The sequence below is a fragment of the Shewanella sp. GutCb genome (genome assembly GCF_002836135.1).
Lineage (GTDB): Bacteria > Pseudomonadota > Gammaproteobacteria > Enterobacterales > Shewanellaceae > Shewanella.
The window spans coordinates 17976-43818 of sequence record NZ_PJBL01000022.1 but is presented as its reverse complement, the minus strand read 5'-3'; the positions used below and the strand labels follow the sequence as shown (position 1 = coordinate 43818).

General features: G+C 42.6%; 23 protein-coding genes. 13 read left to right on the top strand and 10 right to left on the bottom strand.

Translation table 11 applies throughout. The features are described from left to right. Nucleotides 1-3 precede the first annotated feature (3 nt). From rsxG to gloA, 4 genes are all read left to right on the top strand, one after another. Nucleotides 4-642, top strand: a complete 639-nt coding sequence (gene rsxG / locus CXF86_RS13330) for an electron transport complex subunit RsxG (RefSeq protein ID WP_101092052.1) — start codon at nt 4-6, stop codon at nt 640-642. Continuing rightward, the gene (locus tag CXF86_RS13325; protein WP_101092051.1) at nt 635-1330 is read left to right on the top strand and encodes an electron transport complex subunit E; all 696 of its coding nucleotides are present in this window, start codon (nt 635-637) and stop codon (nt 1328-1330) included. Before rsxG ends, CXF86_RS13325 begins: the two co-directional genes overlap by 8 nt. A 65-nt stretch (nt 1331-1395) precedes the next feature. After that, a complete protein-coding gene (gene nth, locus CXF86_RS13320; RefSeq protein ID WP_101092050.1) occupies nt 1396-2037 on the top strand; it encodes an endonuclease III in 642 nt (213 codons plus the stop codon). A 330-nt stretch (nt 2038-2367) separates the two neighbouring features. Continuing rightward, on the top strand, nt 2368-2778 hold the full coding sequence (gene gloA, locus CXF86_RS13315) for a lactoylglutathione lyase (protein WP_102039202.1): 411 nt from the start codon (nt 2368-2370) through the stop codon (nt 2776-2778). 112 nt (nt 2779-2890) lie between these two features. Here gloA and CXF86_RS13310 read toward each other — a convergent pair whose 3' ends face one another. From CXF86_RS13310 to CXF86_RS13280, 7 genes are all read right to left on the bottom strand, one after another. Next, complete coding sequence (locus CXF86_RS13310; RefSeq protein WP_102039201.1) at nt 2891-5464, bottom strand: TonB-dependent receptor; 2574 nt, start codon at nt 5462-5464, stop codon at nt 2891-2893. A 1302-nt stretch (nt 5465-6766) separates the two neighbouring features. Continuing rightward, nucleotides 6767-7777 carry a Holliday junction branch migration DNA helicase RuvB gene (gene ruvB / locus CXF86_RS13305; RefSeq protein WP_101092047.1) on the bottom strand — a complete coding sequence of 337 codons (1011 nt, stop codon included), beginning with the start codon at nt 7775-7777 and terminating at the stop codon, nt 6767-6769. Between the two features lie 9 nt (nt 7778-7786). Further along, on the bottom strand, nt 7787-8404 hold the full coding sequence (ruvA, locus tag CXF86_RS13300) for a Holliday junction branch migration protein RuvA (RefSeq protein WP_101092046.1): 618 nt from the start codon (nt 8402-8404) through the stop codon (nt 7787-7789). Then, the gene (ruvC, locus tag CXF86_RS13295) at nt 8401-8922 is read right to left on the bottom strand and encodes a crossover junction endodeoxyribonuclease RuvC (protein WP_101092045.1); all 522 of its coding nucleotides are present in this window, start codon (nt 8920-8922) and stop codon (nt 8401-8403) included. The genes ruvA and ruvC overlap by 4 nt, the downstream gene beginning before the upstream one ends. Before the next feature lie 5 nt (nt 8923-8927). Continuing rightward, the gene (locus tag CXF86_RS13290; protein ID WP_101092044.1) at nt 8928-9671 is read right to left on the bottom strand and encodes a YebC/PmpR family DNA-binding transcriptional regulator; all 744 of its coding nucleotides are present in this window, start codon (nt 9669-9671) and stop codon (nt 8928-8930) included. Between the two features lie 108 nt (nt 9672-9779). Further along, on the bottom strand, nt 9780-11561 hold the full coding sequence (gene aspS / locus CXF86_RS13285; protein WP_102039200.1) for an aspartate--tRNA ligase: 1782 nt from the start codon (nt 11559-11561) through the stop codon (nt 9780-9782). A gap of 162 nt (nt 11562-11723) precedes the next feature. Further along, the gene (locus CXF86_RS13280) at nt 11724-14546 is read right to left on the bottom strand and encodes a diguanylate cyclase domain-containing protein (protein WP_257985350.1); all 2823 of its coding nucleotides are present in this window, start codon (nt 14544-14546) and stop codon (nt 11724-11726) included. A gap of 151 nt (nt 14547-14697) precedes the next feature. Here CXF86_RS13280 and cmoA point away from each other — a divergent pair, with 151 nt between their 5' ends. From cmoA to CXF86_RS13240, 8 genes are read left to right on the top strand one after another with little or no spacing between them, the layout of a single operon-like run. Next, nucleotides 14698-15429, top strand: a complete 732-nt coding sequence (cmoA, locus tag CXF86_RS13275) for a carboxy-S-adenosyl-L-methionine synthase CmoA (protein WP_101092042.1) — start codon at nt 14698-14700, stop codon at nt 15427-15429. Beyond that, nucleotides 15426-16418: a tRNA 5-methoxyuridine(34)/uridine 5-oxyacetic acid(34) synthase CmoB gene (cmoB, locus tag CXF86_RS13270; RefSeq protein WP_101092041.1), complete on the top strand. Its 993-nt coding sequence runs from the start codon at nt 15426-15428 to the stop codon at nt 16416-16418. Before cmoA ends, cmoB begins: the two co-directional genes overlap by 4 nt. Before the next feature lie 21 nt (nt 16419-16439). Further along, a complete protein-coding gene (locus CXF86_RS13265) occupies nt 16440-17192 on the top strand; it encodes an ATP-dependent zinc protease family protein (protein WP_101092040.1) in 753 nt (250 codons plus the stop codon). Between the two features lie 14 nt (nt 17193-17206). Next, on the top strand, nt 17207-18712 hold the full coding sequence (locus CXF86_RS13260) for a UUP1 family membrane protein (RefSeq protein ID WP_101092039.1): 1506 nt from the start codon (nt 17207-17209) through the stop codon (nt 18710-18712). Between the two features lies 1 nt (nt 18713). Then, on the top strand, nt 18714-19664 hold the full coding sequence (locus CXF86_RS13255; protein ID WP_101092038.1) for an alpha-L-glutamate ligase-like protein: 951 nt from the start codon (nt 18714-18716) through the stop codon (nt 19662-19664). Nucleotides 19665-19695: 31 nt separating this feature from the next. Then, nucleotides 19696-21375: a M3 family metallopeptidase gene (locus tag CXF86_RS13250; protein ID WP_102039199.1), complete on the top strand. Its 1680-nt coding sequence runs from the start codon at nt 19696-19698 to the stop codon at nt 21373-21375. After that, entirely contained in the window at nt 21320-22420 is a 1101-nt protein-coding gene (locus CXF86_RS13245; protein WP_101092036.1) for a DUF3541 domain-containing protein, read from the top strand. The genes CXF86_RS13250 and CXF86_RS13245 overlap by 56 nt, the downstream gene beginning before the upstream one ends. Nucleotides 22421-22423: 3 nt before the next feature. Beyond that, complete coding sequence (locus CXF86_RS13240; RefSeq protein WP_101092035.1) at nt 22424-23323, top strand: LysR family transcriptional regulator; 900 nt, start codon at nt 22424-22426, stop codon at nt 23321-23323. Between the two features lie 38 nt (nt 23324-23361). On the opposite strand, the gene CXF86_RS13235 is transcribed toward CXF86_RS13240, so the two are convergent. Next, nucleotides 23362-23610: a chemotaxis protein gene (locus CXF86_RS13235; protein ID WP_101092034.1), complete on the bottom strand. Its 249-nt coding sequence runs from the start codon at nt 23608-23610 to the stop codon at nt 23362-23364. Nucleotides 23611-24086: 476 nt separating this feature from the next. Between CXF86_RS13235 and CXF86_RS13230 the strand changes: the two genes are divergently transcribed. Then, nucleotides 24087-24452, top strand: coding sequence for a response regulator (locus tag CXF86_RS13230; RefSeq protein WP_101092033.1), 366 nt, complete (start codon nt 24087-24089; stop codon nt 24450-24452). A 15-nt stretch (nt 24453-24467) separates the two neighbouring features. Here CXF86_RS13230 and CXF86_RS22760 read toward each other — a convergent pair whose 3' ends face one another. Together CXF86_RS22760 and thiH are read right to left on the bottom strand one after the other, a co-directional pair. After that, nucleotides 24468-24608 carry a hypothetical protein gene (locus tag CXF86_RS22760; protein WP_157822928.1) on the bottom strand — a complete coding sequence of 47 codons (141 nt, stop codon included), beginning with the start codon at nt 24606-24608 and terminating at the stop codon, nt 24468-24470. A gap of 116 nt (nt 24609-24724) precedes the next feature. Further along, the gene (gene thiH, locus CXF86_RS13225; protein WP_102039198.1) at nt 24725-25831 is read right to left on the bottom strand and encodes a 2-iminoacetate synthase ThiH; all 1107 of its coding nucleotides are present in this window, start codon (nt 25829-25831) and stop codon (nt 24725-24727) included. Nucleotides 25832-25843: the final 12 nt, after the last annotated feature.

Genomic DNA, 25843 nt, shown 5'->3' with positions numbered 1-25843 from the left:
ATTTTGAAAAATTCAATGTTAAAAAATGGTTTGTTACTCGCACTATTTGCCCTGCTTTGCACCGGACTAGTCGCCGTAGTCAACCAGCTTACATTTGCTAAAATAAAGCAACAGGAACAGATTGAGCTGGCAAGAGTGCTACATCAGATAATTCCTGATGAATTACATGATAACGAGCTCACAGAACATTGCATAACCATTACATCTGTTGATTTCCTAGGCACTGACAAGCCCCTTCCAGCTTATATTGCTACAAAAGAGGGTATTGGTATTGCCATCGCAATTGAAACTGTTGCACCCGATGGTTACAACGGCGACATTAGAATTATCATCGGCTTAGATAAGTCAGGCACCGTGTTAGGCGTGCGTACACTTTCACATCAAGAAACCCCTGGCTTAGGTGACAAAATCGAGCGAAGAAAATCAGATTGGGTATCTTCGTTCAAAGGGTTATCGATATTGTCAGACAAAGATAAACGCTGGCATGTAAAAAAAGATGGCGGAGAGATAGACCAATTTACTGGTGCTACAATTACACCCAGAGCATTCGTAAAAGCGGTTAAAAAAGCCACGCTATATTTTAATGCACATAAAGACGAACTATTAGATGCGCCCGCTAACTGTGAGGTAGGTAATGAGTGATTATAAAGAGTTAGCCTGGCAAGGACTTTGGAAGAACAACCCAGGGCTAGTTCAATTACTGGGCTTATGTCCGTTGCTCGCCGTTACAGCCACTTTAACCAATGCGTTAGGACTTGGGTTGGCGACATTACTGGTGTTGATTGGTTCGAACATTTTAGTCTCTTTAGTGAGAGATTTTGTCCCGAAAGAGATCCGCATACCGGTGTTTGTAATGATCATTGCCGCATTGGTCACCAGCGTTCAGCTATTCATTAATGCTTATGCCTATGGTCTTTACCTGTCGCTAGGGATATTTTTACCACTGATTGTGACCAACTGCGTCATCATTGGCCGAGCTGAAGCATTTGCCTCGCGAAACAACGTAGCAAAATCAGCCTTCGACGGATTAATGATGGGATTAGGTTTTACTCTCGTACTTTGCGTACTAGGTGCTAGCCGTGAAATATTGGGACAAGGTACGCTCTTTTACGGTGCGGACCAGTTATTAGGTGAATGGGCAAAAGGGTTAACGATCCAGCTTTGGCAAGTCGATACCACTTTTTTGTTAGCCATGCTTCCACCCGGTGCTTTTATCGGAATTGGACTGCTGATCGCGCTTAAAAATGTAATTGATAGTTACTTCGAGGCTAGACAGCCTAAGATTGAGGAAGCAGCGCCAACACGCGTTAGGATCACGAAAGTTAACTAATACAGGTTCATTTAATCTAAAAATATCATCTTCAAAATAATAATAACATCGATGGATACTGGCATATGAACACAGAAAAACGGCGCATTATTTTAGAGCGACTTAGAGATAACAACCCTCATCCTGAAACTGAGCTGAATTTCTCAAGTCCATTTGAGCTGTTAGTGGCAGTGACACTTTCAGCTCAAGCAACCGATGTTAGTGTTAACAAAGCAACAAAAAAATTATTTCCTGTCGCTAATACAGCGCATAGTATTGCCGCCCTTGGGGTTGACGGACTCAAGCAGTATATTAAGACCATTGGCTTATACAACAATAAAGCAATTAATGTCGTTAAAGCCTGTGAGATCTTAGTCGAGCAATATGATGGTGTGGTACCCGAAAATAGAGAAGCATTAGAGGCGCTACCTGGCGTTGGTAGAAAAACAGCTAACGTAGTACTTAATACCGCATTCGGCTGGCCTACCATCGCGGTAGATACTCACATTGACAGAGTTTCAAATCGTACTAAGTTTGCGATGGGTAAAAATGTCGTTGAAGTCGAGAAGAAACTGTTAAAAGTGGTGCCAACTGAATTTAAAGTTGATGTACATCACTGGTTGATTTTACACGGCCGCTACACCTGCATTGCCAGAAAGCCTCGTTGTGGCAGCTGTATAATTGAAGACTTGTGTGAATTTAAAGACAAAATTTACCCTGAAGATTAATAACACCTTCACGGTTTATGATAAATATCACCCATAAAAAAGCCGCTTTCGCGGCTTTTTTTAAAACATATTGATAAAGAAAATAGACAGTCCAACCGCAATAATAACGCTAAGTCCTAGCGACATTTTTAGTTCAGTTTGCATCGGTAACTCCTCGAATAAGTTAATTAATACTATAAGATAAATGAGACTTTATCAGGCTAATTTAAACGTTTTGTGATCTGCGCACGGTCTAATGTAGTCAATACTCTATCCTAATAGCAAACAGTATCCATCGGCTATATTTTCGATATAATTCAATGAGAAAAAACAACAAATAAAGAGGACGAAATGGCACAGTTACTACATACCATGTTACGCGTAGGAAATTTGGAGCGCAGTATTGAATTTTACACCCAAGTTATGGGTATGAAATTATTACGTAAAAGCGAAAATAGTGAATACAAATATACCCTAGCATTTGTTGGCTACGATGAAGAATCTACAGGCAGTGCGGTGATTGAACTGACCTATAACTGGGGCACTGAAGAATATGACATGGGTAACGCTTTTGGCCATATAGCCATAGGTGAAGAAGATATTTATGCCCGTTGTGAAGCAATAGCCAACGCTGGCGCTAAAGTTCTACGTCCAGCGGGTCCCGTTGCTGGCGGCAGTACTGTCATTGCCTTTGTAGAAGACCCTGATGGTTATAAGATCGAGCTAATCCAAATGAGCTCATCTCAGCAAGGCTTGGGATAACGTTTAGACAAAATGAACGCAAAAAAAAGCGCCTTTCGGCGCTTTTTTATTAGCTTTAAACTCTATTCTCTAGAACTGTTTATTAGTACTCGTTTTTAAATCAGTTTTAAACTTAGAACTTAACGGTTACACCCGCAAAGTACTGACGACCGATGGTGTCATAAACTTCTGGAACTGTTCCACCGTCACTGCCGTTAGAAACGTTTGATGGTTCTTCGTCAGTTAGGTTTTTAACACCAGCACTTACCATCCAAGTATCATTGATAAAGTAGCTAGCTGAAACATTATGATAAAGCATAGAATCAACCTTAGTGCCTTCGCCTAAGTCATCCATCTCACCGATATAACGGTTGAAGTACATAACATTCCAATCATCTTGACCAGCTTTGATACTAAAGTTGTTACGTACTTGAGCATATGCACCGAAGTTACCATCGATAGTGTTTGTGTAATCAACGCCATCTTGCTCAAAGTTCAGCAAGTAAGTGGTGTCATTACTAACGGTCCAGTCTAGATTTAACACTTCAAAGCTATATGCTAGGTTAAAATCGATACCGCTAGTGTCTTGGTAACCGACGTTAGTTAGTGAGTTGGTAAGGTTATCTAGATCACCGTCTGCACCAATATTAAAGGCTTCACACGCTGCTTGGTCACCCGCAAAACAGTTGTTCAAACCATTTTGAGTATCCATACGTGCAATCGCATTCTTCACTTTAAAGCGCCAGTAATCGACAGTCAGTGACATGCCATCAACATAGCTAGGCGAATACACTAAACCCGCAGTGTAAGACTCAGACTCTTCAGGTTTAAGGTTTTCATCTGAAGTACGGTTAACTAAGATCTGTGGGTCTTGCTCATTACCCCATGGGTCTTTAAGATAATCGAATGAACCTGAGTTTCCGCCGTATAGCTCGCTGACACTTGGTGCACGGAAACCTGTCGCTGCAACTGTACGGATCATTAAGTCATCAGTCGCTGCGTATGTTAGACCAATTTTCCAAGTCGATGCGTTACCGAATGTAGAGTAATCGTCGAAACGAAGCGCGAATTCACCGGTTAGCTTATCAGTAAACGGCACGCTGACTTCTTGGAAAACAGAAATTACGTTGTAGTTACCATCAGTAGGATCTTGTTGAGCAGCGGTACTTTCACCTGCAACCACAATTGGGTCTGGATTGTAGAAACCACTCTCATAACGGTATTCTGCACCGATAGCGTAAGCTACAGCACCTGCATCAAGGTCAAAAAGCTCACCGGTTAGACCCGCAGAGAATACATGTTGCTCATTACCACCATCAGACTGTTCATCATAAGAAACACTGTTAAGCAAATCTTGATCTGTCATTGGCTGACCACTGAACCATGCATCTTGATCAGCATAGATTGCATCTGTCATGATTGTTGCATTGATCGAGTTTTCTACCGCGGTTTCAGCTTTGTTTTTACCGTAAGTATAAGAAATATCCCAATCCATACCGGTATTGACATCAATTGAACCAGCAAGAGCAGCTGAGACACGTAATGTGTCAGTGTCCTGAGTATAAACACGAGGACCAACGTCATTCATACGTTTTCTGTAGTTTATCTCGCCTTTATCATCAGCAACAATACCACCAGCCGCCATTTCAGGCGTAATTTCTGCACAAGTTAATGGATCTTGACCTGTCTTACAGACATCTAGCTGTAAATTTGCTGGCTGAGGCGCCAACTGCTGGTTTGACTTACGCTTGGTGTAAAGAATATCACCCGTTAGCACTAGCTCATCGCCAAGCTCTTGAGTCATGTTAGCAAACAAGCTGTAACGCTTACTTGGGGTCTGGTAAAAACTGTCTTGAGTATAATCATAGCCTTGCCCTTGGGGAACCCACGCAGTGCCATCATTATTCTTAACTTCTGTTTTATTGTTGCCTTTGTCATCTAGTATTGGATTTCCATTCTCATCCAATTGATTTCCAACAATGCCGCCATTTGGCGTAAATGAACTGTTACCTGGATCTGTCCAGTCACGATCAGATTGAACAACACCACGACGCTCAGAGTAAGCAGCACCGAATGTGTAGTTACCTGTATCGGTATTAAAACCGTAAAGCGCACTGATTTCGCCGTTTTCACCGTCGCTCTTATCAGTCATGCCACCAGTTACATCTATCTGGAAGCCATCAAAATCTTTTTTAGTGATGATGTTAACAACACCTGCAATAGCGTCAGAGCCATAGACTGCTGATGCACCATCTTTTAGAATCTCTACACGTGCAATCATTGCAACAGGGATAGAGTTAAGATCCACAGCGCTATCAGCACCTGAACCTGAGTTAACCATACGGCGACCGTTAAGCAATACTAACGTACGCTGTGAGCCCATACCACGAAGGTCAACTTGAGCAACACCGTCTGAACCGTTGTTAGTACTTGACCCCATAGCAGCACCAGCCATAGAAGTTTGTGCTTGTAGCATTTGGTCGACAGAAGTAAAGCCTTCAGCTTTAATTGTTGCTGCGTCAATAACGGTAACTGGAGAGGCTGTTTCCATATCCTGTCGTTGAATACGGGAGCCGGTTACAGCGATACGCTCTACTTTAGCTTCCTCTTCAGCGTAGGCTGCTGTAGAAACAGTAATTGCTGATGTAGATACAGATGCGATCAATCCGAACTTTATTGCAGAGGCCAATTTCGATGGTCTGTTCATTTATGTCGTACTCCCTAGCTTAATTATTTTTATATGCACGTCATTTGTTATCAGTGACGTTGCTAGAGATACTGCAATTTCACGTTTATGCCGTCAATCCACCAAATCGTTAACCATTCACTTTGCCTTGTTAACTAATATGGTAAATAAAGTAATCAAAAATCGAGCTGGTCGTTTTTCATGAAAGCAATAACCCAACAAGGCAGAGTAATAAGCCCCAATACACCCATATATTGGTGTAAACATCTACTGAGCCAGTAACCTTTTATTAACCATCAAAATAAACAAAGCGTGACGCAGATCACGTTTATTCTTTTGTTTTTTTAGTAAAAAGGCCACATATATGGTCAATTATTAGAGTTGGCTCATGCTTTTTTATGCAGAAATAGACTAGCCAGCAAGAAACCGTTCAGAATTGAAACAATACTTCACACTGGGATTGTTACCGCTGACAACATAAGAGCGTACAAACACACATCAATCCACACGTATCAGCAACAGATGTTATAACTTCAGATGTTAGAAGTAACATTTATGAATTAGAATAAATACTCACAATTGATAGATAACTAAGCTGCCGAATTGTAGATTTAGACCCATTACATCACAGAGCATCAATCACGCTGAAATAATCACGGCGAAATATTCAACATAGGCTGGAATCACCTTGAGTTCATCACTGTCACTCAAACTACAGTGTATAGATGACTGTCTACATAATTTGAAAGGGTGAATTGTTGCTCTTAGGTACCATTAGAAAGTACAGGGATAGATTCGACGTAGGCATGATGTGCGCCAATGGTTTTGACAGTTCGACCTCACGATTTTGCAGTTTGATTTTACCTAAAGTTGTATTCGAACGCGCACAAGTATCACTTAAACGTTGATCAACATGTCTAAACCCCGCCACTAAAATATTCAACACCCATTAAGAATGAGGGACTGTCCACTGTTGTCATTAATGGGAAAGGGAATTAGCCGTTCGTTCGATGCAACACTGCTCGATAATAATGACTATCAAGGAAAGTAATGAGTCACATCGGATACGGAGCCCCCATTCAATTAGCCAATAAGCATAAACTAAATCTAAAAACGCTGCGGCTTAGATAAAAACAACACTTACAAGCCCTTTCAGGCCATGAGTTTAGAGAATTCAGGCATCGGCGGGGAAATGATGGTGATGGCTGCAAAGGTGGTTATGGGTAAAAAATGCGACTGCAGGTGATAAGCGCCCGCAGTATATATTGTGGATTGAAGAGCAATCATAACGCGATTGCTCAAACAATGAAGTAAACGGAATGCTTACTTAGATTCTGGTTGGATCATATTAAAATGGTTATAGGCCCGTTGCGTTGCAATACGTCCACGTGGCGTTCTTTGTATAAATCCTTGTTGGATCAAAAACGGTTCCAGTACGTCTTCAATCGTTTCGCGCTCTTCACCAATCGCTGCCGCTAAGTTATCAAGCCCTACAGGGCCACCCATAAATTTGTCGATAATGGCAAGCAGTAGTTTTCGATCCATATAATCAAAACCTTCCGCATCGACATCGAGCATGTCTAAGGCTAACTCTGCAATCACCTTGGTCACATCTCCACTATGTTTAACCTCTGCAAAGTCACGTACTCGCCGCAGTAAACGATTGGCAATACGAGGTGTACCACGAGAACGTTTGGCTATTTCAACCGCGCCTTCTTCGTCAATTTCTAAGTCCATCACTTTTGCAGAGCGGAGCACAATGGTGGATAAATCTTTAACGTTGTAAAACTCTAAGCGCAGCGGAATACCAAATCTCGCCCGTAACGGAGAGGTCAATGAACCGGCTCTTGTGGTGGCTCCCACTAATGTAAATGCCGGTAGATCCAGCTTAATAGAACGCGCCGCTGGTCCTTCACCAATCATAATATCTAATTGGTAGTCTTCCATCGCGGGATACAAAATCTCTTCTACTACCGAACTTAATCGATGAATTTCATCAATAAATAAAACGTCGTTCTCTTCAAGGTTAGTCAACAAAGCCGCTAAATCACCCGCCTTTTCTAGCACAGGCCCTGATGTAGACTTTATATTCACGCCCATCTCATTGGCAACAATCATCGCCAATGTTGTCTTTCCAAGACCCGGAGGACCATAAATCAGCATATGATCTAACGCTTCGCCACGCTTTTGCGCGGCTTCAATAAAGATTTTCAACTGTGCGCGAGTATCATCTTGCCCCGTATACTCGTCCAAAAGTTTAGGACGCATCGCCCTATCAATGACTTCTATAGGTTCGATAACGTGTGGTTGTATTAGGCGATCAGCTTCAATCATCGGTTATCCTTAAAGCATCGATTTAAGTGCTGATTTAATCAGCGATTCAGAGTCTATACCGTCAACATACACTGCAGAAACAGCTTTACTCGCTTGCGCTGGTTTATATCCGAGCGACAACAGTGCGCCAATAGCATCTTCTTCGGCAGTATTGGCGACTACGGGAACGGTATAGTTTGATTGCAGCATAAACTCTCTTTCAGATCCTACCGATGCTTCCATCAGGCTCTTGAGCTTATCACGCATTTCAATGAGCAAACGTTCCGCCGTTTTCTTACCGACGCCAGGCAACTTTACCAACGTAGCAATATCATCTCTGCCTACGCAAGCGACAAACTCACCCGCTGTCATGCCCGATAAAATGGTCAACGCCAGTTTTGGCCCGACGCCATTAGTCTTAATTAACAACCTAAAGAGTGCACGTTCCTGCTTAGAGATAAAACCATACAATAATTGCGCATCTTCTCTGACCACGAAGTGGGTAAAAACAACGGCCTCTAATCCTATTTCGGGTAACTCATAAAAGCTTGTCAGTGGCATTTGGATCTCATACCCCACACCGCCAACATCGATAAGCACTTCAGGTGCTTGTTTTTCTACAAGTAGACCACGTATACGACCAATCATTTATATCTTCCGTATGTACTTGAATTCGCTTTGCCGCCCATAGCAACCAAGCTTTGACTTGTATGAAAATGACATACCGCAACCCCTAATGCGTCAGCCGCATCGGCTTGAGGTGCACTCGGCAACTTTAAAATTTGCTGGATCATGTGCTGTACTTGCTCTTTTTGTGCCCTACCTGTGCCGACAACTGATTTTTTTATTTGAGTCGCACTGTATTCAGCAACGGGTAAATTTGCTGCGGTGGCCGCCACAATGGCAGCACCACGCGCTTGACCAAGCTTAAGTGCTGAATCCGCATTCTTAGCCATAAACACCCGTTCAATAGCAAATTCATCAGGTTGGTATTGTCTGATAATTTCGGAAAGACCATCAAAAATTTGCTTAAGACGCAGTGGTAATTCGTCTGAACTGGTTCTTATACAACCGCTACCAACATAAACATGTTGGCGACCAATACATTGAATAACACCATAACCGGTGATCCTAGAGCCTGGATCAACGCCTAAAATAATAGCCATATCGCTTATTCCAGCCCCGCCATGACATCGTCAGAAATCCCACCATTGTGGTAAACCTCTTGCACATCATCATGATCTTCAAGATTATCGATTAAGCGTAAAAACTTTGGTGCCGTGCTCGCATCAAGTTCCGCTGTTGTGGATGGCAACATGGTCACTTCAGCATTCACCGCTTCAAGCCCTGCAGCATCCAATGCATCTTTTACTGCACCAAAATCCTCTGGTGTGGTAAATACATCAATAGAACCGTCTTCATGCGCAATAACATCATCAGCACCAGCTTCAAGTGCGGCGTCCATAACAGTATCTTCATCTACATCTTGATAAGAAATAATACCTTTTTTATCAAACAAATAAGCCACAGAGCCATCGGTGCCTAAGTTGCCGCCTGATTTACTAAACGCATTTCTGACGCCGGAAACCGTACGGTTTTTGTTATCCGTCATGGTTTCAACTAATACCGCTGTACCGCCAGGACCATAACCTTCATAGATAATGGTCTCTAATATTTGACCATCTAACTCGCCAGCACCGCGTTTTACCGCTCGCTCAACCGTGTCACGCGTCATGTTATTTGATAATGATTTATCGATGGCTGCCCGCAATCTTGGATTTGAATCGGGATCAGAGCCACCTTCTCTTGCAGCGACAGTGAGCTCACGGATAAATTTAGTAAAAAGCTTACCACGCTTAGCATCTTGCGCTGCTTTACGGTGCTTAATATTGTCCCATTTACTATGACCTGCCATCTCTTTCTCCTACATTCGATTCTCTAGAAAATAAGCATTTCATCATGCCCATCACCAAAATTATTCGAAAAAAAAGCCGAGTCTAAACTCGGCTCTTTTTAACAGTATTTACTGCTCGTCTTTGTTCTCTTCCGCAATGACACAGATACCCAGTTCAACTAACTGCACTGGATTTGCAAAGCCAGGCGCATTCGTCAACGGACATGCCGCCGTTGTTGTTTTAGGAAATGCCATTACATCACGAATTGAGCTTGCGCCCGTCATCAACATGATGATGCGATCTAAACCAAATGCTAAACCTGCATGTGGCGGCGTACCATAACGTAACGCTTCAAGTAGGAAGCCAAACTTTTCGTTCGCTTCTTCGTCATTAATACCTAGAATTCTAAATACTGCTGACTGCATCTCACTATTATGGATACGTACCGAACCGCCACCTAACTCACAACCGTTCAATACCATATCGTAGGCATCTGAAATAGCGCCAATAGGATTCGCTTCCAGTTCTGCTGGTGTCATATTGCTCGGCGCGGTGAATGGGTGATGCATCGCATGCAATCCACCATCTGAAGTCGGCTCAAACATCGGGAAGTCAACGACCCAAAGCGGTTTCCAATCGCCTTGTAGTAATTCAAAATCTTCACCCGCTTTCAAACGAAGTGCGCCCATAGCTTCGGCAACGATGTTCGCTTTATCTGCGCCAAACAGAATTAGATCACCTGTTTGTGCACCGGTGCGCTCAAGCAGTGCGGTAACAACATCTTCAGTTAAAAACTTAAGCACTGGAGATTGAATACCTTCCATGCCTTTATCAAGGTCATTAACCTTCATCCACGCTAAGCCTTTTGCGCCATAAATAGTGGCATATTTTGCATAGTCATCGAGATTCTTGCGTGAAAGTTTAGCGCCGCCAGGAATGCTAAGAACGGCAACTCGCCCTTCTGGATCGTTTGCAGGGCCATTGAACACAGCAAACTCAACATCTTTTACAAGATCAGCAACATCAATTAGCTCAAGTGGGTTACGTAAATCTGGCTTATCTGAGCCGTAACGACGCATCGCTTCAGCGAAGGTCATTTTTGGGAATTCACCCAAATCAACATTCAACAATTCTTTAAATAGACCGCGAGTCATCTCTTCTGTTTTAGCCATCACTTGCGCTGAAGACATAAACGAGGTTTCAATATCTATCTGAGTAAATTCTGGCTGACGGTCAGCACGTAAGTCTTCATCACGGAAGCACTTCACGATTTGGTAATAGCGGTCAAATCCAGACATCATCAACAACTGCTTAAATAGCTGTGGAGATTGTGGCAAAGCGAAAAACTGACCTTTGTAAGTACGACTCGGCACTAAGTAATCACGTGCACCTTCTGGTGTCGCTTTGGTCAGGATTGGCGTTTCAATATCTAAGAAACCGTTCCCATCAAGAAAACGTCTAACAGCACTGGTCACTTTAGAACGGAATACGATACGGTCAGCCATTTCAGGACGACGTAAGTCTAAGTAGCGATACTTTAAGCGTTGCTCTTCAGTATTGTGCTGGTTTTTGTCCATATTAATTGGCAATGGAGCAGAGCTGTTTAATATGGTCAGTTCAGATCCAAATATCTCGATTTCACCGGTGCGCATATCTGCATTAATCTGGCTATCGGGTCTAGCGCTAACTTGGCCTTTTATTTGAACACAAAACTCACTGCGTAAGGTGCTTGCTATCTCAAACACCTCAGGAAGATCTGGATCATAAACAACTTGAACAATGCCTTCTCTATCACGCAGGTCGAGAAAAACAACGCCGCCTAAATCTCGGCTACGATTAACCCAACCCACTAGGGTTACTTCTTGACCAACGTGAGACTGATTAACGTCCCCACAATAATGACTGCGCATTTAACTCTTTCCTTTATTCCACAAAACGATGTTTGAAGATCTGGTTCAAAACAAGACAAAAGCGGCATTATAGAGACATATTGCCGTTTTCCAAATAACTTATCGACTAGTCGGTTAAGTATCAGCCAATTTTCAAAAAAAATGAATAGATTTAACCGAATGTTACTGCTGTTGCGAATTTCTGGATGATTTTCCGCCGGCATTCTTAGCACGATACATATGTCTATCCGCCGTCTTTAATAATGTATCAACACTGTCACCATCCGCAGGGTATAACGCAATCCCCATACTGGCAGATACCGATAGTGAAAGTTGATCAATCACAAAGGGGCTCGACAAGCGCTGTAGCAACAGTTCTGCTACATCATTTGCCGCGGATATCGAATCCACTTTATGAAGTATGACAATAAATTCATCGCCACCTAATCTACCGACCGTATCGGCACGTCTAACAGCGTTGTTCAATGCTTGGCTAATCGCAATAAGATAGTCGTCACCAACATGATGACCGTATTCATCATTAATGGCTTTAAAACCATCAAGATCAACAAAAATAACGGCAAACTGTGACATTTCTCGACTATGGGTCAATATTGCCTGCTCCAATCGTTCCTCTATCATTGAGCGATTAGGGAGTTTGGTTAAACTGTCATGTTTAGCAAACAGCGCCATCTTATTCTCGGCCGCAATTCTTAGCGCCACTTCTCTGCGCAAACGCCTATTTGCCAACAAGGCCACAATAACCAATACCGCAAGCGCACTAAAAACAATAATACTTAACCGCAATCTATTTTCAAAATCCTCACGACCAAACTCTATTGTTTGCGATACCCATTTTTGATGAATCTTTTGCTGCTGAGCACGATCAATGTTGTCAATGACGCTATTAATGAAAGGTAACAAAAGCTGTTGTCGCTTATTGATACCAATGTGGCTACGCTGCTCAGAAAAATCAACCAACATCGACATTTTGAGTTCAGAAAATTGGCCTTCTTTCAGCCCTGCACTTAAATTCATCACTTTATCGATAAAGACATCCGCTAAGCCTTCATCTACAGCATTTAGACCAGCGTGACTATTGGGCACCAATACTAACTCTAATGTGGGGTACTCTTGCATTAAATCAGTAACAATATGGTAGCCCTCAACAACCGCAAGTCGCAAGCCTTTGAGCTCCGTTAAACTAAATATACTAACGCTATCTAACGAGCTAACCAATCCCCATGGCGCTGGCCAGTAAGAGTTGGAAAATACTAACTTCTCTTGACGCTGCGCCGTAGGCACAATACTACCCGACATGTCGATATCACCGCGTAATAGCGCATCTAGCAATGTCTGCCAATTACTGAATTCGACATAGTTGAGCTTCAAACCAAGCTCCTGCGAAATGATCTTAAATACCTCGCTATTAATCCCTGCGTAATCACCATTGTCGCTTTTATATTCCATCGGAGCCCAATTATTAACAAAACCCACTTTAATCTCACCCATGCTTTTTATCATGGCGCGTTGTTTTGAGTTCAGCTGGACGAGTTTTTTGGTCGAGGAATAAATTCTATCGGCAGGATTTAAAATCCACTTTCTTTCAATCGCAGCCAACTCCGAAGAGTTAATAGCGGTAAACCCTTTTGAAATACGATCAGAAAAATCGAGATCATTGTTTCGATTTAATACATAAAGGTCGGTTTTAAAATGGATCGGTTTAAATTGGTAAAAATCTTCCCAGCGATCTTTTAACAATAAGTAGTGTTGTGTCCATGCTGCTGCCGCAATAAAGCCGTCCACTCTGCCCGATTCAGCAGCTTCTATCATCTGCTGGACATTGGCCACATAGTAAAAATCAGAATCCGGCAGGGCTTCAATTAACTCGGTTAGATAAGGCGATGTAGGCGCGACTGCAAAAACTTTTCCCTTTAGCTCTTCAACTGTTTTAAAAGACGTTTTATAGGAAAACAGCCTGCTGCTAACTTGATAGATCAGATGGGCTCGATTAAGTCCTGACTTCATAGACTCACTTTCGGGGTAACCCAGCTGCACATCCGCGATGCCCCGTTGAACATTCACGATGCCTTGCTGCATGTCTCCAGCAATAAAGCGTATCGGCAACCCCGTTTTATCCGACCATAATTTCCAAATATCAACCAATAAACCATGTGGTAAACCGTTGGGACCAATATCCGCATAGGGTTCAACTCCGGTCTGCATCGCCACGACAACTTCGTTCTGGCTGCGCTGTATGCCCAGCCAATCACGTTCAATGTTATTACGTTCTAGTGGCGTAACTAAACTGAATCCTTGCATTACGGTCCGTAACAATGACGCTTTACCCTTTTTAACCGCCGGATAAAATGCAAATTCACTAATCGCGATACGCCGATTAACTGGAAATGACATGATCACTTTTTGACTAATGTTGCTCTCACGCAGGTAACCTTCAAGACCAGCAAAGACAAAAACGTCATTGTTAATCACCGCATCCAGTAACTGTTGACGATTAGCGTAATAAGCAAAAGTCAGCTTCGGCTGCTTTTCGAGCAACGCGTCAATATGGGCTGCGCCCTTAACAACACCAATTTTATAAGGAATAAGCTTTTCTAAGGTATTGATACTGGTCAAAGCTTTATTAATATAAAGGTAGCCATTTACCTTTGAGATAGGTTCAGCAAAATCGAATAATTTTAGCCTCGCAGGCGTCTTTGCCATCCCAATGTGAATATCGGCAAGTGATTGCTCAACATTGTCTAAAGATTGCTGCCAATTAACAGGCCTAAACACAACGTCTTGTTGATTAAGACGGGCCCATTGCCGCCAAAAATCGACTAAGAGACCATCAGCGACCCCGTTTTCATCGACATATTGGAACGGGTAACTATCATCGCTCATTGATATCACTAATGGCTGCCCGCTATCTTTAGCTGCAGAAAATACTGATGTCGAAAAAAAGACGGAGAAAACAGTCAGCAACACGTAAGCGTTATATTTCAATTACAATCCCTATAAAAGGTCAACTATCTGTAAATAATTTGTATCTATAATGCTATTAGACAAAATTTTATGAGGAATTTCCAGTACTAGTCTTGCTGGTTGCAGATATGTTTAGCTAGAATAAGGAGTTGAATCCCCACTATTTGATCACATGAAACTTTCTCAAGACGACCTATATGCTAAACCGTACCAACAAGTCAGCGATTTTCAATTCGATGATAAAGTGGCAGGTGTGTTTAATGACATGATCCGTAGATCTGTACCAGGATACGGGCAAATCATTAATACTATTGGAGATTTAGCACAAAAATATGCGGTGCCAAACAGTAAAGTGTATGATCTAGGCTGCTCTTTGGGCGCGGCAACGTTAAGTATTAGACGTCGAGTAGAGGGCCGTAATTGTCAGATAATCGCCGTCGATAACAGTGAATCCATGGTTGAACGCTGTAAAGAAAACCTTTCTGCTTATGTCAGCGAAACCCCCGTGAAGTTAATTTGCGGCGATATCCGCGATATCGAGATAGAAAATGCCTCTTTAGTCATACTCAATTTCACCATGCAATTTCTTGCGCCTGAGCATAGAGAAAACTTGCTCAAAAAAATCTATGATGGGTTGTTACCTGGTGGGCTTTTAGTCTTGTCTGAGAAGATTTACTTCGAGCAAGACAAAATTCAATCCACTTTAGATGATTTACATCTCGATTTCAAAAGAGCAAATGGTTACAGTGAGTTAGAGATCAGCCAAAAAAGAAGTTCACTCGAACATGTCATGAAGCCAGATACGCTTCAACAACATGAAATACGGATAAGAGAACAGGGTTTTAGCCAGTTTAGTGTCTGGTTCCAATGTTTTAACTTTGCATCTATGGTGGCAATTAAGTGATAAGTTTTAGCTCGTTTTACAAACAAATTTCGGACTCTAGTCTACAACACTGGCTAGAGACCCTCCCAGCCATTCTAGGTGAATGGCAGCGAGAACATAAACATGGTTCGCTGCCTAAATGGGAAAAAGTGCTCAACAAATTGCATTATCCTACACCCGATAGCATTGATTTTAAAACCAGTGTAACGATAGGTTCTGGTAGCCAGTTATCGACAGGCGAACAAGAGAAACTTGAAAACCTGTTAGCGATATTTAAACCTTGGCGTAAAGGCCCATATTCTATTCATGGGATAGAAATCGATACAGAATGGCGCTCAGATTGGAAATGGGAGCGTTTAGCACCGCATATTTCACCTTTAGCCAACAGAACGGTACTGGATGTAGGTTGTGGCAGTGGTTATCACATGTGGCGTATGCTGGGTGATGGTGCTAAACATGTGGTAGGAATTGACCCATCACCCCTGTTTATGTGTCAGTTTGAAGCCGTTAAAAGAATTGCTGGTAACGACCAACCGATTCACTTCTTGCCGTTAGGCATTGAAGAACTGCCCCCCCTTGATGCATTCGACACCGTCTTTTCGATGGGAGTACTTTATCATCGCCGCTCGCCAATCGATCACCTGATCCAACTCAGAGATCAATTACGTACGGGTGGAGAACTCATTCTAGAGACCTTAGTCATTGATGGCGACGAGAACACTGTTCTAGTCCCAGAAGACCGCTATGGAAAAATGAATAACGTGTGGTTCTTACCTTCAGTTGCAGCGCTCATGCTTTGGCTTAAAAAGAGCGATTTCATCAATATACGTTGTGTTGACATTGATGTGACCTCCTTAGCAGAACAAAGAAGTACGAGCTGGATGCCGAATGAGTCATTAGTCGATTATTTAGACCCTAATGATGTTAGCCTTACCGTTGAAGGTTATCCTGCGCCAAAAAGAGCAACCATCATTGCCACCAAAAACCAACCAAATAAAGATTTAATCTAGCCGATAGTAATGGGAAGCACTATGTTAAAGCAGATAATTTGTATCGCCGCCATCGCAACCGCAATAAGCGGTTGTGCATCAACTAAAGACGTCAACGCACCTATGCCCGTTGATGCAACTGTGCTCGAAGCCAGTTTGAATCAACAAGAAGTTAATATTGTGAACGCAATTGATTCGTGCAAAGAGATGCAAACAGCAAGCATGACAACCTTGTCTGCCCAGCTAGCGCAATTAGACGAAAAAATCACCACTCTGAATAAAAAAGATAAAACCGCTGTTATCCCGGTTATTGCACCAAAACAATGCCCTCCATCACCGCTTCAAGGTAAGTTTATTCTAGGCGCAGTCGAAAATGTCTATGTCGATGAAATAAAAGCAAGCTTTAACACTCGCATCGATACTGGTGCAGAATCATCTTCACTAGATGCTCATAATATTATTTTATTTGAAAGAGATGGTAACCAGTGGGTTCGATTTGATGTGCTCACTAATGGCGCTAAACAGCCGGCACAAACGTTTGAATCTAAAGTCGAACGCTTCGTGCGGATTAAAGAATCTGATGATAAAACGGACAGACGTCCTGTTATCCATGCACACCTCGAGATTGGTCAATACAAAGCTGAGACAGATCTAAACTTAAGCGACAGAAGTCACTTAGAGTTCCCACTGTTACTTGGCCGCAAATTTATGCAAGATATTGCCGTGGTTGATGTTGGCCAAACTTATATCCATGGAAAGAAAAAAGGCGATAGTGCATCGTCTGCTTCTAAATAATAGGAATACAAATAATGCATTCTAGAAAGCCTTTTTATATTTTAGTTGCCTTGCTCTTTATTGCAGGCATCACCGCGAGTGTTTATCGCGGCATTGAGCACAGCGTACCTTTTTTCCCCGGCAAACAAGTTCAAAGTTGGGCCATTGATGCAAAAGTCAGCTTCCAAGGGACCGGCGAGCCTTCTGAGGTCTCTTTCTCTTTACCTGAAGATCCTGCTTATGAAGTCTTAGTCGAAAATGCAACATCACCCGGCTATGGTTTAACCATCACTAATAACAAGTATGATCGCCGCGCAATATGGTCTATTCGCAGCGCGACGGGCCAACAAGATCTCTATTATAAAGTGACCTTGATCCCAACAGGTCAAGAGCAACTGCTTGCAAAGGGTGAACCAGAAGCACCAACGCCTTATATGTGGCCAGCAACTGAAAGTGCCGCAGCCACACAGGCAACGGAAGAGGTTTGGGCTAAAAGTGCCACTAACCTTTCGTTTGCTCAGCAGCTCAACAAAGAGCTGAATGCTAATGAGCGCAGCCAAAATATTGAACTACTACTGACCGGAAACTCACCGAATAAGTTATTCATGAGAATGCTGCACAACAAGGGCATTCCAGCTCAGGAAGTGAGTGGATTATTCCTTGAAGACCAGCGCCGCAGACAACAATTGACCACTTTCGTTGAAGTGTATAATGACGGTGAATGGCACTTATTCGACCCAGTCAAAGGAACTCAAGGCCGTCCAGAGAATCTATTGCTCTGGGATCGTTCAGGAACATCTGTACTCGATGTCATTGGCGGCGTTAACTCGCAAGTTAATTTCTCAATGTTACAAGATACTCGTTCCGCCCTTGCGACTGCCATTGATGTAATGAAGAATGACAATGCACTTGATTTCTCTTTGTATCAATTACCGCTTGAGGAGCAAAGCCTTTTTAAAGGTATATTGCTTATCCCAATCGGTGTGTTAATGGTGGTGTTTTTACGCGTACTGATCGGCATTAAAACCTCAGGTACGTTTATGCCGGTGCTAATTGCCCTCGCCTTTATCCAAACAACACTCATTACAGGACTGGTGGGCTTTTTGCTAATTGTGGCATTTGGCTTGATGATCCGCTCATACCTATCTGAATTGAACCTGTTGCTCATATCGCGGATCTCCGCCGTGATTATTGTGGTTATCGGTATTATCGGACTCTTTACCTTAATATCTTATAAGTTCGGTTTAAGCGAAGGTCTCACAATTACATTCTTCCCGATGATTATCTTGGCATGGACAATTGAAAGAATGTCTATTCTCTGGGAAGAGGAAGGCGCTAAAGAAGTGGTTATACAAGGTGGTGGTAGCCTATTTGTAGCAACATTGGCTTACTTAGCCATGAGCGCGACTTGGGTTCAACATTGGGTATTTAACTTCCTTGGAATTCACCTCGTGATCTTGGCCCTCGTGTTATTGATGGGACAATATACGGGTTATCGCTTGCTTGAGCTAAAACGCTTTAAGCCTTTGGCTGGAGAATAATATGTTTCTCGCTAACCCCTCTGCTTTAAAGCGTGGCGGTGTTTTGGGTATGAACAAGCGTAATATCGACTATATTGGTCGTTATAACCCGCGTAAGTACTACAAACGAGTCGATGACAAGCTAACCACAAAGCAACTCGCCCTTGCTAATAATATTGCCGTACCTGATCTTATTGGTACTGTCTCCGAGCAACACGGAATTAACGATATTCCCGCAATGGTTAATGACACAGTTGGTTTTGTCATTAAGCCATCAAAAGGCTCTGGCGGCAAAGGGATCCTCGTGGTCACTAAAGTCGAGAATGGTCGCTATTACAAGCCAAACGGTCAGGAGGTTACGCCTTCTGAAGTTTATCGCCATGTATCAAATGTGCTCAGTGGACTGTTCTCATTAGGCGGTAATCCCGATGTCGCGATTGTTGAAGGCTTAATCCAGTTTGATCCGGTGTTCGATGGCTACTCCTATGAAGGCGTGCCAGATATCCGTTTAATCGTGTTTAAAGGCTTCCCGATTATGGGGATGATACGCCTATCAACGGCAGCATCAGACGGTAAAGCGAATCTACACCAAGGTGCAGTGGGTGTTGGAGTTGATATTGCAACAGGAAAAGGGCTGCATGCCGTCCAGTTTGATAAACCTATTGACTTGCATCCAGATACCCAAAAGAAGCTAACTGACATTCAGGTGCCGCACTGGGATATGCTGCTGCATACCGCCTCTAAAGCCTATGAAATGTCTGAGCTCGGCTATTTGGGTACCGATATGGTGCTCGATAAGTATAAAGGTCCTTTATTACTAGAGCTAAATGCGCGTCCAGGCCTTGCGATTCAAATTGCAAATGGCTGTGGGATCTTGGCAAACTTGCGTCATGTTGAGCAGATGCCAAACCACAACATGTCGGTTGAAGAACGTGTGGCTTACGCCAAGATACACTTTAGTGCTAACCGCTAGATTCAAAGTAAACCTTGTTGGATTAGTTATTATGCTAACAAGTATGGTCCACACGGCAGCCTGTGCTGCCGTGTCGCCTATTCCACTATTGGTTGAGCAATGCCTGCGCTATCGTTTTCCAACTCATGCTATTGACCCCACCTTAGACAGTAATACCAATGCCATTAAACTTGAACGACAGCTTATTGGCTTTTTCAATATTAACGATCGAATTAAGTATTATCGTCAATATCCGCTCTCTTATTCTGATAGAGAACTCGTACTCCAATGCCAGCTATACCTCGCTGATGAACTGGCACTTTTTTTAGATTCCTCACCGTTTCAAACTTTACAATTTAGCTTTGCCAATAACGATAGTCAGCAAATCACGGCCCTGCTAAAACGTATCAATCAGTTATCAAAGAGCAGTCAATCCCCCAGATACAAAGCACAACTGCATACTGCACAAGCTGCGTTTAAGCAGGAAGTGAGCTCGCAAGCATTAAGCTTGAATATTCAAGATAAAACCTGTGAGCTTTCCCATAACACTGCCGATGAAACAGAAAATAATTTCAACGGTTCATTAGCCAGTTATTTGATTAGGCAGCCTGATGAGCTGTGTCGAAAGCGTGTTTGGCAAGCCTATCAATCACGAGCATCAACTAAAAATAAAACCGCATTAGACACCATTAAAGACTTAAGGTCTCAACAAGCGCGACAGTCAGGTTTTACTGATTACAGTCAATTCAAATTACATCAACAAATGTTGTCATCTTCAGAGATAGTTGAGCAATTTTTGCTGTCTCAAACCAAGAACATCAACATAGCACCATGGAACCTTGGTCGGGCGCTTGCGTCTGCCCCTTCTTCTCCGGTCACCGCAATGGATTCGGGCAAATGGCTCACTTTGGTGGCTAAAGAACTTGAAGTGTTAGCCATACGTTTTGAGTGGATAAATGAAAAATCGATTCGTGTATGGCATAAGCAGCGACTACTCGGTGATATTTATTTAACTGAAAATAAGAAGATCGCCGTCAAACCAATTCGACAACTTGTTGTTGGACACCAGTTCGGTCAAATTGAACTGTCATTACCAATAAAACTAACGCGATACCAACAACAAAGGCACGCCGTTAAAGCCGTTGCTGCGGCAATAAAAAAACTGAGTAAAGGTCATCAATTTTATTTGCTCAACACCTTAGGTGAAACGGCAGATAGTAATAATATCGATGCATTGTGGATAGAGTATTGGTTATTAGATAAACTACTTAAAGCCCCTAAACAAGGTTCTCGAGAAGCCATACTGCAACTCTATTCAGAGCAACTTTCGCTGTTTCGCTCTAAAGTCGCACTGGACTTATACCGAGCAGACTCAAGCTCACCGCAGTTCGACCTTAATAAGCAGTTTTCACTAAGCTTCGAAAAATACTGGGATAAAATAGAAGATGCGCCCTTTACCTTTAGTGCTATTGTTTACGAAGGTCCGCTTTATTATCAAAAATCATGGCAACAAAACGTCGCAAATTATATCTATCAATCGACCAAGGGCTGCCAAAATCAAGCCGTTATTTTTGACACTTTGGTGGTGAATGAACCTTCCGACAGTATTGAAGTTATCCTTCAAGAGCTATTGGGATCGCCGATTACCGCTGTTCCACTTATAAAAAGGATTCAATATGCCTTCGATACTCCGAATAAGTACCCTAGCCGCTGCACTTTTTTGCGCCAGTAGTTTCGCATCAGCCCCTTTGGTCACTGAAGCGGCTAAAAGTGAAGTCTATCAAGGAATTAAAGCTAATCTTGAAACGCATCTATTTGAGCTACCTCCGCGCGTTCAAGGCCACTATGGCATTAGACAATATAGAATGACCGGTGACAGTCGATATGCCAATGCAGCATTGGTTGACCTATATGCGGTAACAGAAGCCCAAGCCTTCTACGCTTGTAATCTTGATAAAAAAGACTTCATCAGCAACGAAGCAACCAAAGCCATCTCAGTTTTGGGTAAAGGGCCGAGAGCTAAGGCGCGTAAAAAAGCCTTAAAGCCTTTTCCAGAATTTATCTTCTACACCGACGTATTGTTACGTTACTCAAGCCGCATTGATGAATTTGGTCTCACTGGCCCATGCCATGAACAATTGATCACTACCTTGAAAAAAGCCGATCTAAAAACCGGACTCACTGACAAAGCCATGATAGAAACATGGGCAGCTCAACTCATTAACTATGTCTATTGGGCAAAGCAGATTGGTGTTGGGGATTATTTAGCGGACTATAAAAGTGCATTCATTGGTGTCTACCCTGATAGCCAAGATCAACAGCTCGATAAAAAGCAGTATCGGAATAAGCTCTATGGTATGACCCATTTCATTTTCGCCGCTAGCGAATATTATCAGCATGATGTTGATGCAAAAGAGTTTGCTTGGATTTTAGATCATTTTGAGAAAAATATTGACCGGATCCTTGAAGACGCTACTGATGATATTATTGCAGAGGTTGGCATCAGCTTCCTACTTGCAGGACAACCCCATAACCCCGTTGTCGCCAAAACTCAACAGCATATAATCAAGGCTTTCAATCAACAAGAGCAGATGATCACTTCGCCTCGTGGCAATCCAGATCTGGCGATGGGTGAGCATCGTAATGTGTTAGCAATGATGCTGCTTGATTGGCCAGAAAAACTGCATAAAGGACCCTATTTGTCTGAACTAAAAGCAACCAAAAAATACTTGCCAAAGCAGGTTCAGTCTAAACAACAAACAAATAGTGAACGCTAAAAAATGGATAGAGCAAAATCTACATTAGAGCAGTGGCGTATTATACAAGCGGTTGTCGATTACGGTGGCTACGCCCAAGCTGCGGAAAAACTGAACAAGAGTCAGTCTTCACTCAATCACGCCGTTGCTAAGCTGCAATTTCAACTCGGCGTTCAACTGCTTGAAGTTAAAGGCCGTAAAGCCTACCTCACCGAGTGTGGCGAAGTACTGCTACGCCGGTCGCGCCATATTACACAATCGGTGAATGAGTTGGAGCTGCTGGCCAATAATTTAGAAACCGGTTGGGAACCGACACTGACGATAGCACGTGAAATTATCTATCCTATGGATGATCTTGTTGATGTACTCAGTCAATTCTATCCTCTTAGTCGCGGCACACGCATTACAGTCATCGATACGGTATTAACCGGTACGTCCGAACTTATTATCGATGAGGCTGTGGATATTGCCATCTGTGGTGGCCCTCCCCCTAAAGGACATTTGGCTGAGCCTTTAATTGATATTAACTTTAATCTCGTGTGTCATCCTGAGCACCCACTGGCTCAGTACGATGTGATTGAAGAAGATGAAACGCTTGCTCAGCACCTGCAAATTGTCATCAAAGACACCGCGCTAAGCCCCAATACTGACTTGGGTTGGCTCAAAGCTGAGCAGCGTTGGACGGTAACAAACTTTCACGAAGCCATTGTTATTTTAAAAAAAAGGATGGGGTTTTGCTGGCTGCCAGAGGATGTGGTGCAGTCTCTTATTGAAAATGGAGAGCTGAAAAAGCTCCACTTGAAAGGTTCATCTAAACGCAAAGCAACGCTAAGTTTGGTTATCCCTAATAGAGATAAACAAGGGCCCGCGAGCGAGTTAATCGAGTCATTGATAAAAAAACATCATTTAATCGATACTATTTGAAAATTAAAAAACGCTCGAAAGAGCGTTTTTTGTGCTTTCTACACTTCAATATTAATCAAAGTTCCGATGGTCTCAGATGAGGCCTCAATAACCTCGGCTGATGCTTGAGCGTGACTTACGGCTTGCGTAGCACTTATTAACGCCGATTGACTATCACTGCTGTCGACTGTCGTAGTTGAAGACACCGACTGACTTGAACTTGCCACATCAACCGTTGCTTGGGTTAAATCAGACTGTGCGCTTTGAAAACCATTGTGCCCTGAAATAATACTGGGAGGTATTTGCATAACGTGTCTCACTTGTTAGTCAATGTTTAGATTATCAAGTAACGTACTAAAAATGTACAGCATTTATGTAAAGATAACGCTGACTAACCCATCATTAAAGTGCATTACTGACGGCTTCAATGGCTTCGCTATTTAGCAAGGTTTAGATTTAACGTCAAAGCTAGCAAAAGATTATACTTTGCATGATCGCTACAACGCCTTTCTCACCGAACTCAATGACCAGTCACACCGCCACTTCTAAATAACCGTTATCAGTGACGTTATTCAGCTTTAGTTCAAGGTTTATAGCGTAATCTTTTATTGTCAGCTTCAACGGAAGTGTCTTTCAAGTGATGAATATTTTTACTCACAGATATGAGCAATCTATACTCTCTATAGAAAGTGAGGTGAAGATGGGTTTAAAATAGCAACTATTGTTTTTAAATGATACGGTAAGGTTAAAAAATTAATTAGACTAGGAAGAGGAAACTATTTATATGGATAAACCTAAAATACTCATTGTTGATGATGACCCCATTTGCTCAAGCCTGCTGCTATCAGTATTAGGTGATGACTATCATGTCATTACAATTAATTCAGGCATACACGCAATTGATCTTGCTAGTAATTTACAACCCAACTGTATTTTCCTTGATATCATGATGCCAGAAAAAAATGGCTATCAAGTGCTCAAAGATCTAAAGAGCAATAACTTAACAAATTTAATTCCCGTGATCATAATTAGCGGTTTAAATGAAGGTTCAGATGAAGATTTGGCCCTAAGATTAGGTGCCCAAGACTACATTTTTAAGCCTATTAATCCTGATGATGTATACAACAAATTAAAAACACATCTTAAATGAGCTTAGTGAGTTAACTTATTGACTGGCAAGCTGTATAAAGCGTATTCGGTGTTTTTTATCATGCAGCAGTTGCGCAAAAAAATTGTCTTTAGCCATGCCTAAATCAACTCGTATTGAATCGGTACATTGCGCTAAACCAATGACCCAATTTATCAATTAATTGGCAATACCCTACTTTCGATGCCAATAAGAGGGATAAACTTTGCAGCCTAGTGTTTAAAAAGCTACTCCCCCCCTCAATACTCGCATAAAAAACACTAATAAATGCCTCTTTACCAGCCCATTTCCCAATCTTTCCACACCGGATTGAAGCCTCGCGCATTCATTGCAGCAGCCACTTGTTGTGGGTTACGATCATCACTGATCTCAAATTGATCTAACTGCGAATTTGGCTCATCGTAACCGCCAGGTTGTGTTGAACTGCCGGCGCTCACATTAGTCACACCCAATGCAAATAGATTATCTCTCAGCGCGGGGGTTTCACGGGTAGATAAGCTTATTTCAAGTTGCTGATTAAATAATCTGAACGCACAGATCATTTGCACTAAGCCTGCATCCGTTAACTCAACTTTAGGTGAAACGCCACCAGTACAAGGTCTTAAGCGTGGCAGAGAAATACTATAACGACTGCGCCAGTAATGCTTCTCTAAATAAGCCAGATGATGTCCCATCAACAATGCATCCAAACGCCAATCATCAAGGCCCAGTAATACGCCTAAACCTATCTTATCAACCCCAGCTTGCGCTACTCGTTCTGGTGATTCTAAGCGATGACTAAAGTCTTTCTTTTTACCACGCGTGTGGTGCTTAGCATACGTCACGGGATTATAGGTTTCTTGATAGAGCATAACAGCATCTAGACCATCTTCTATCAACGACTCGTAGTCGCTCTTATCCAACGGCTGAACTTCCATGGCAACATGGCTAAAATGCTGCTTTACCAGCGGCAACATCTGCTTAAAATAGGGTAAACCAACTTTAGTGTCGTGCTCACCCGACACTAAAAGAATCGCGTCGTAACCCATCTGTTTGACTAAAGACATCTCTTTAAGCAGTTCAGTTTCCGATAGCGTTTTGCGTTTAAGCTTATTACTCATGGTAAAACCACAGTAATCACATTCGTTAGCGCATAGATTTGAAAGATACAGCGGGATATACATCCCGAGACTGGCACCAAAACGCTGCCGAGTCAGTGCAGCAGAGCGCTGCGCCATCTCTTCAAGATAATGTTCAGCAGCAGGTGACAGCAATGCGAGCAAACTATTGAGATCGCCAGCCGGGCTTTGTAACGCGCGTTCAACCTCTTGCTTCGTCGTCGAATATAGCGACATTTGTAGCTCACTGCGGGACAACTTTTTAAATTCATCGACAAAGCTCATAAAATCGCCTTT

Coding starts and splice junctions, on each gene's coding strand:
- CXF86_RS13245 (WP_101092036.1), top strand. CDS start 21,320: ATGCCTTCGATACTCCGAATAAGTACCCTAGCCGCTGCACTTTTTTGC.
- CXF86_RS13235 (WP_101092034.1), bottom strand. CDS start 23,610: ATGCAAATACCTCCCAGTATTATTTCAGGGCACAATGGTTTTCAAAGC.
- gloA (WP_102039202.1), top strand. CDS start 2,368: ATGGCACAGTTACTACATACCATGTTACGCGTAGGAAATTTGGAGCGC.
- CXF86_RS13310 (WP_102039201.1), bottom strand. CDS start 5,464: ATGAACAGACCATCGAAATTGGCCTCTGCAATAAAGTTCGGATTGATC.
- CXF86_RS13260 (WP_101092039.1), top strand. CDS start 17,207: ATGCATTCTAGAAAGCCTTTTTATATTTTAGTTGCCTTGCTCTTTATT.
- CXF86_RS13240 (WP_101092035.1), top strand. CDS start 22,424: ATGGATAGAGCAAAATCTACATTAGAGCAGTGGCGTATTATACAAGCG.
- CXF86_RS13325 (WP_101092051.1), top strand. CDS start 635: ATGAGTGATTATAAAGAGTTAGCCTGGCAAGGACTTTGGAAGAACAAC.
- nth (WP_101092050.1), top strand. CDS start 1,396: ATGAACACAGAAAAACGGCGCATTATTTTAGAGCGACTTAGAGATAAC.
- CXF86_RS13230 (WP_101092033.1), top strand. CDS start 24,087: ATGGATAAACCTAAAATACTCATTGTTGATGATGACCCCATTTGCTCA.
- ruvA (WP_101092046.1), bottom strand. CDS start 8,404: ATGATTGGTCGTATACGTGGTCTACTTGTAGAAAAACAAGCACCTGAA.
- ruvB (WP_101092047.1), bottom strand. CDS start 7,777: ATGATTGAAGCTGATCGCCTAATACAACCACACGTTATCGAACCTATA.
- ruvC (WP_101092045.1), bottom strand. CDS start 8,922: ATGGCTATTATTTTAGGCGTTGATCCAGGCTCTAGGATCACCGGTTAT.
- thiH (WP_102039198.1), bottom strand. CDS start 25,831: ATGAGCTTTGTCGATGAATTTAAAAAGTTGTCCCGCAGTGAGCTACAA.
- CXF86_RS13290 (WP_101092044.1), bottom strand. CDS start 9,671: ATGGCAGGTCATAGTAAATGGGACAATATTAAGCACCGTAAAGCAGCG.
- CXF86_RS13265 (WP_101092040.1), top strand. CDS start 16,440: ATGTTAAAGCAGATAATTTGTATCGCCGCCATCGCAACCGCAATAAGC.
- cmoA (WP_101092042.1), top strand. CDS start 14,698: ATGAAACTTTCTCAAGACGACCTATATGCTAAACCGTACCAACAAGTC.
- aspS (WP_102039200.1), bottom strand. CDS start 11,561: ATGCGCAGTCATTATTGTGGGGACGTTAATCAGTCTCACGTTGGTCAA.
- CXF86_RS13255 (WP_101092038.1), top strand. CDS start 18,714: ATGTTTCTCGCTAACCCCTCTGCTTTAAAGCGTGGCGGTGTTTTGGGT.
- CXF86_RS13250 (WP_102039199.1), top strand. CDS start 19,696: ATGCTAACAAGTATGGTCCACACGGCAGCCTGTGCTGCCGTGTCGCCT.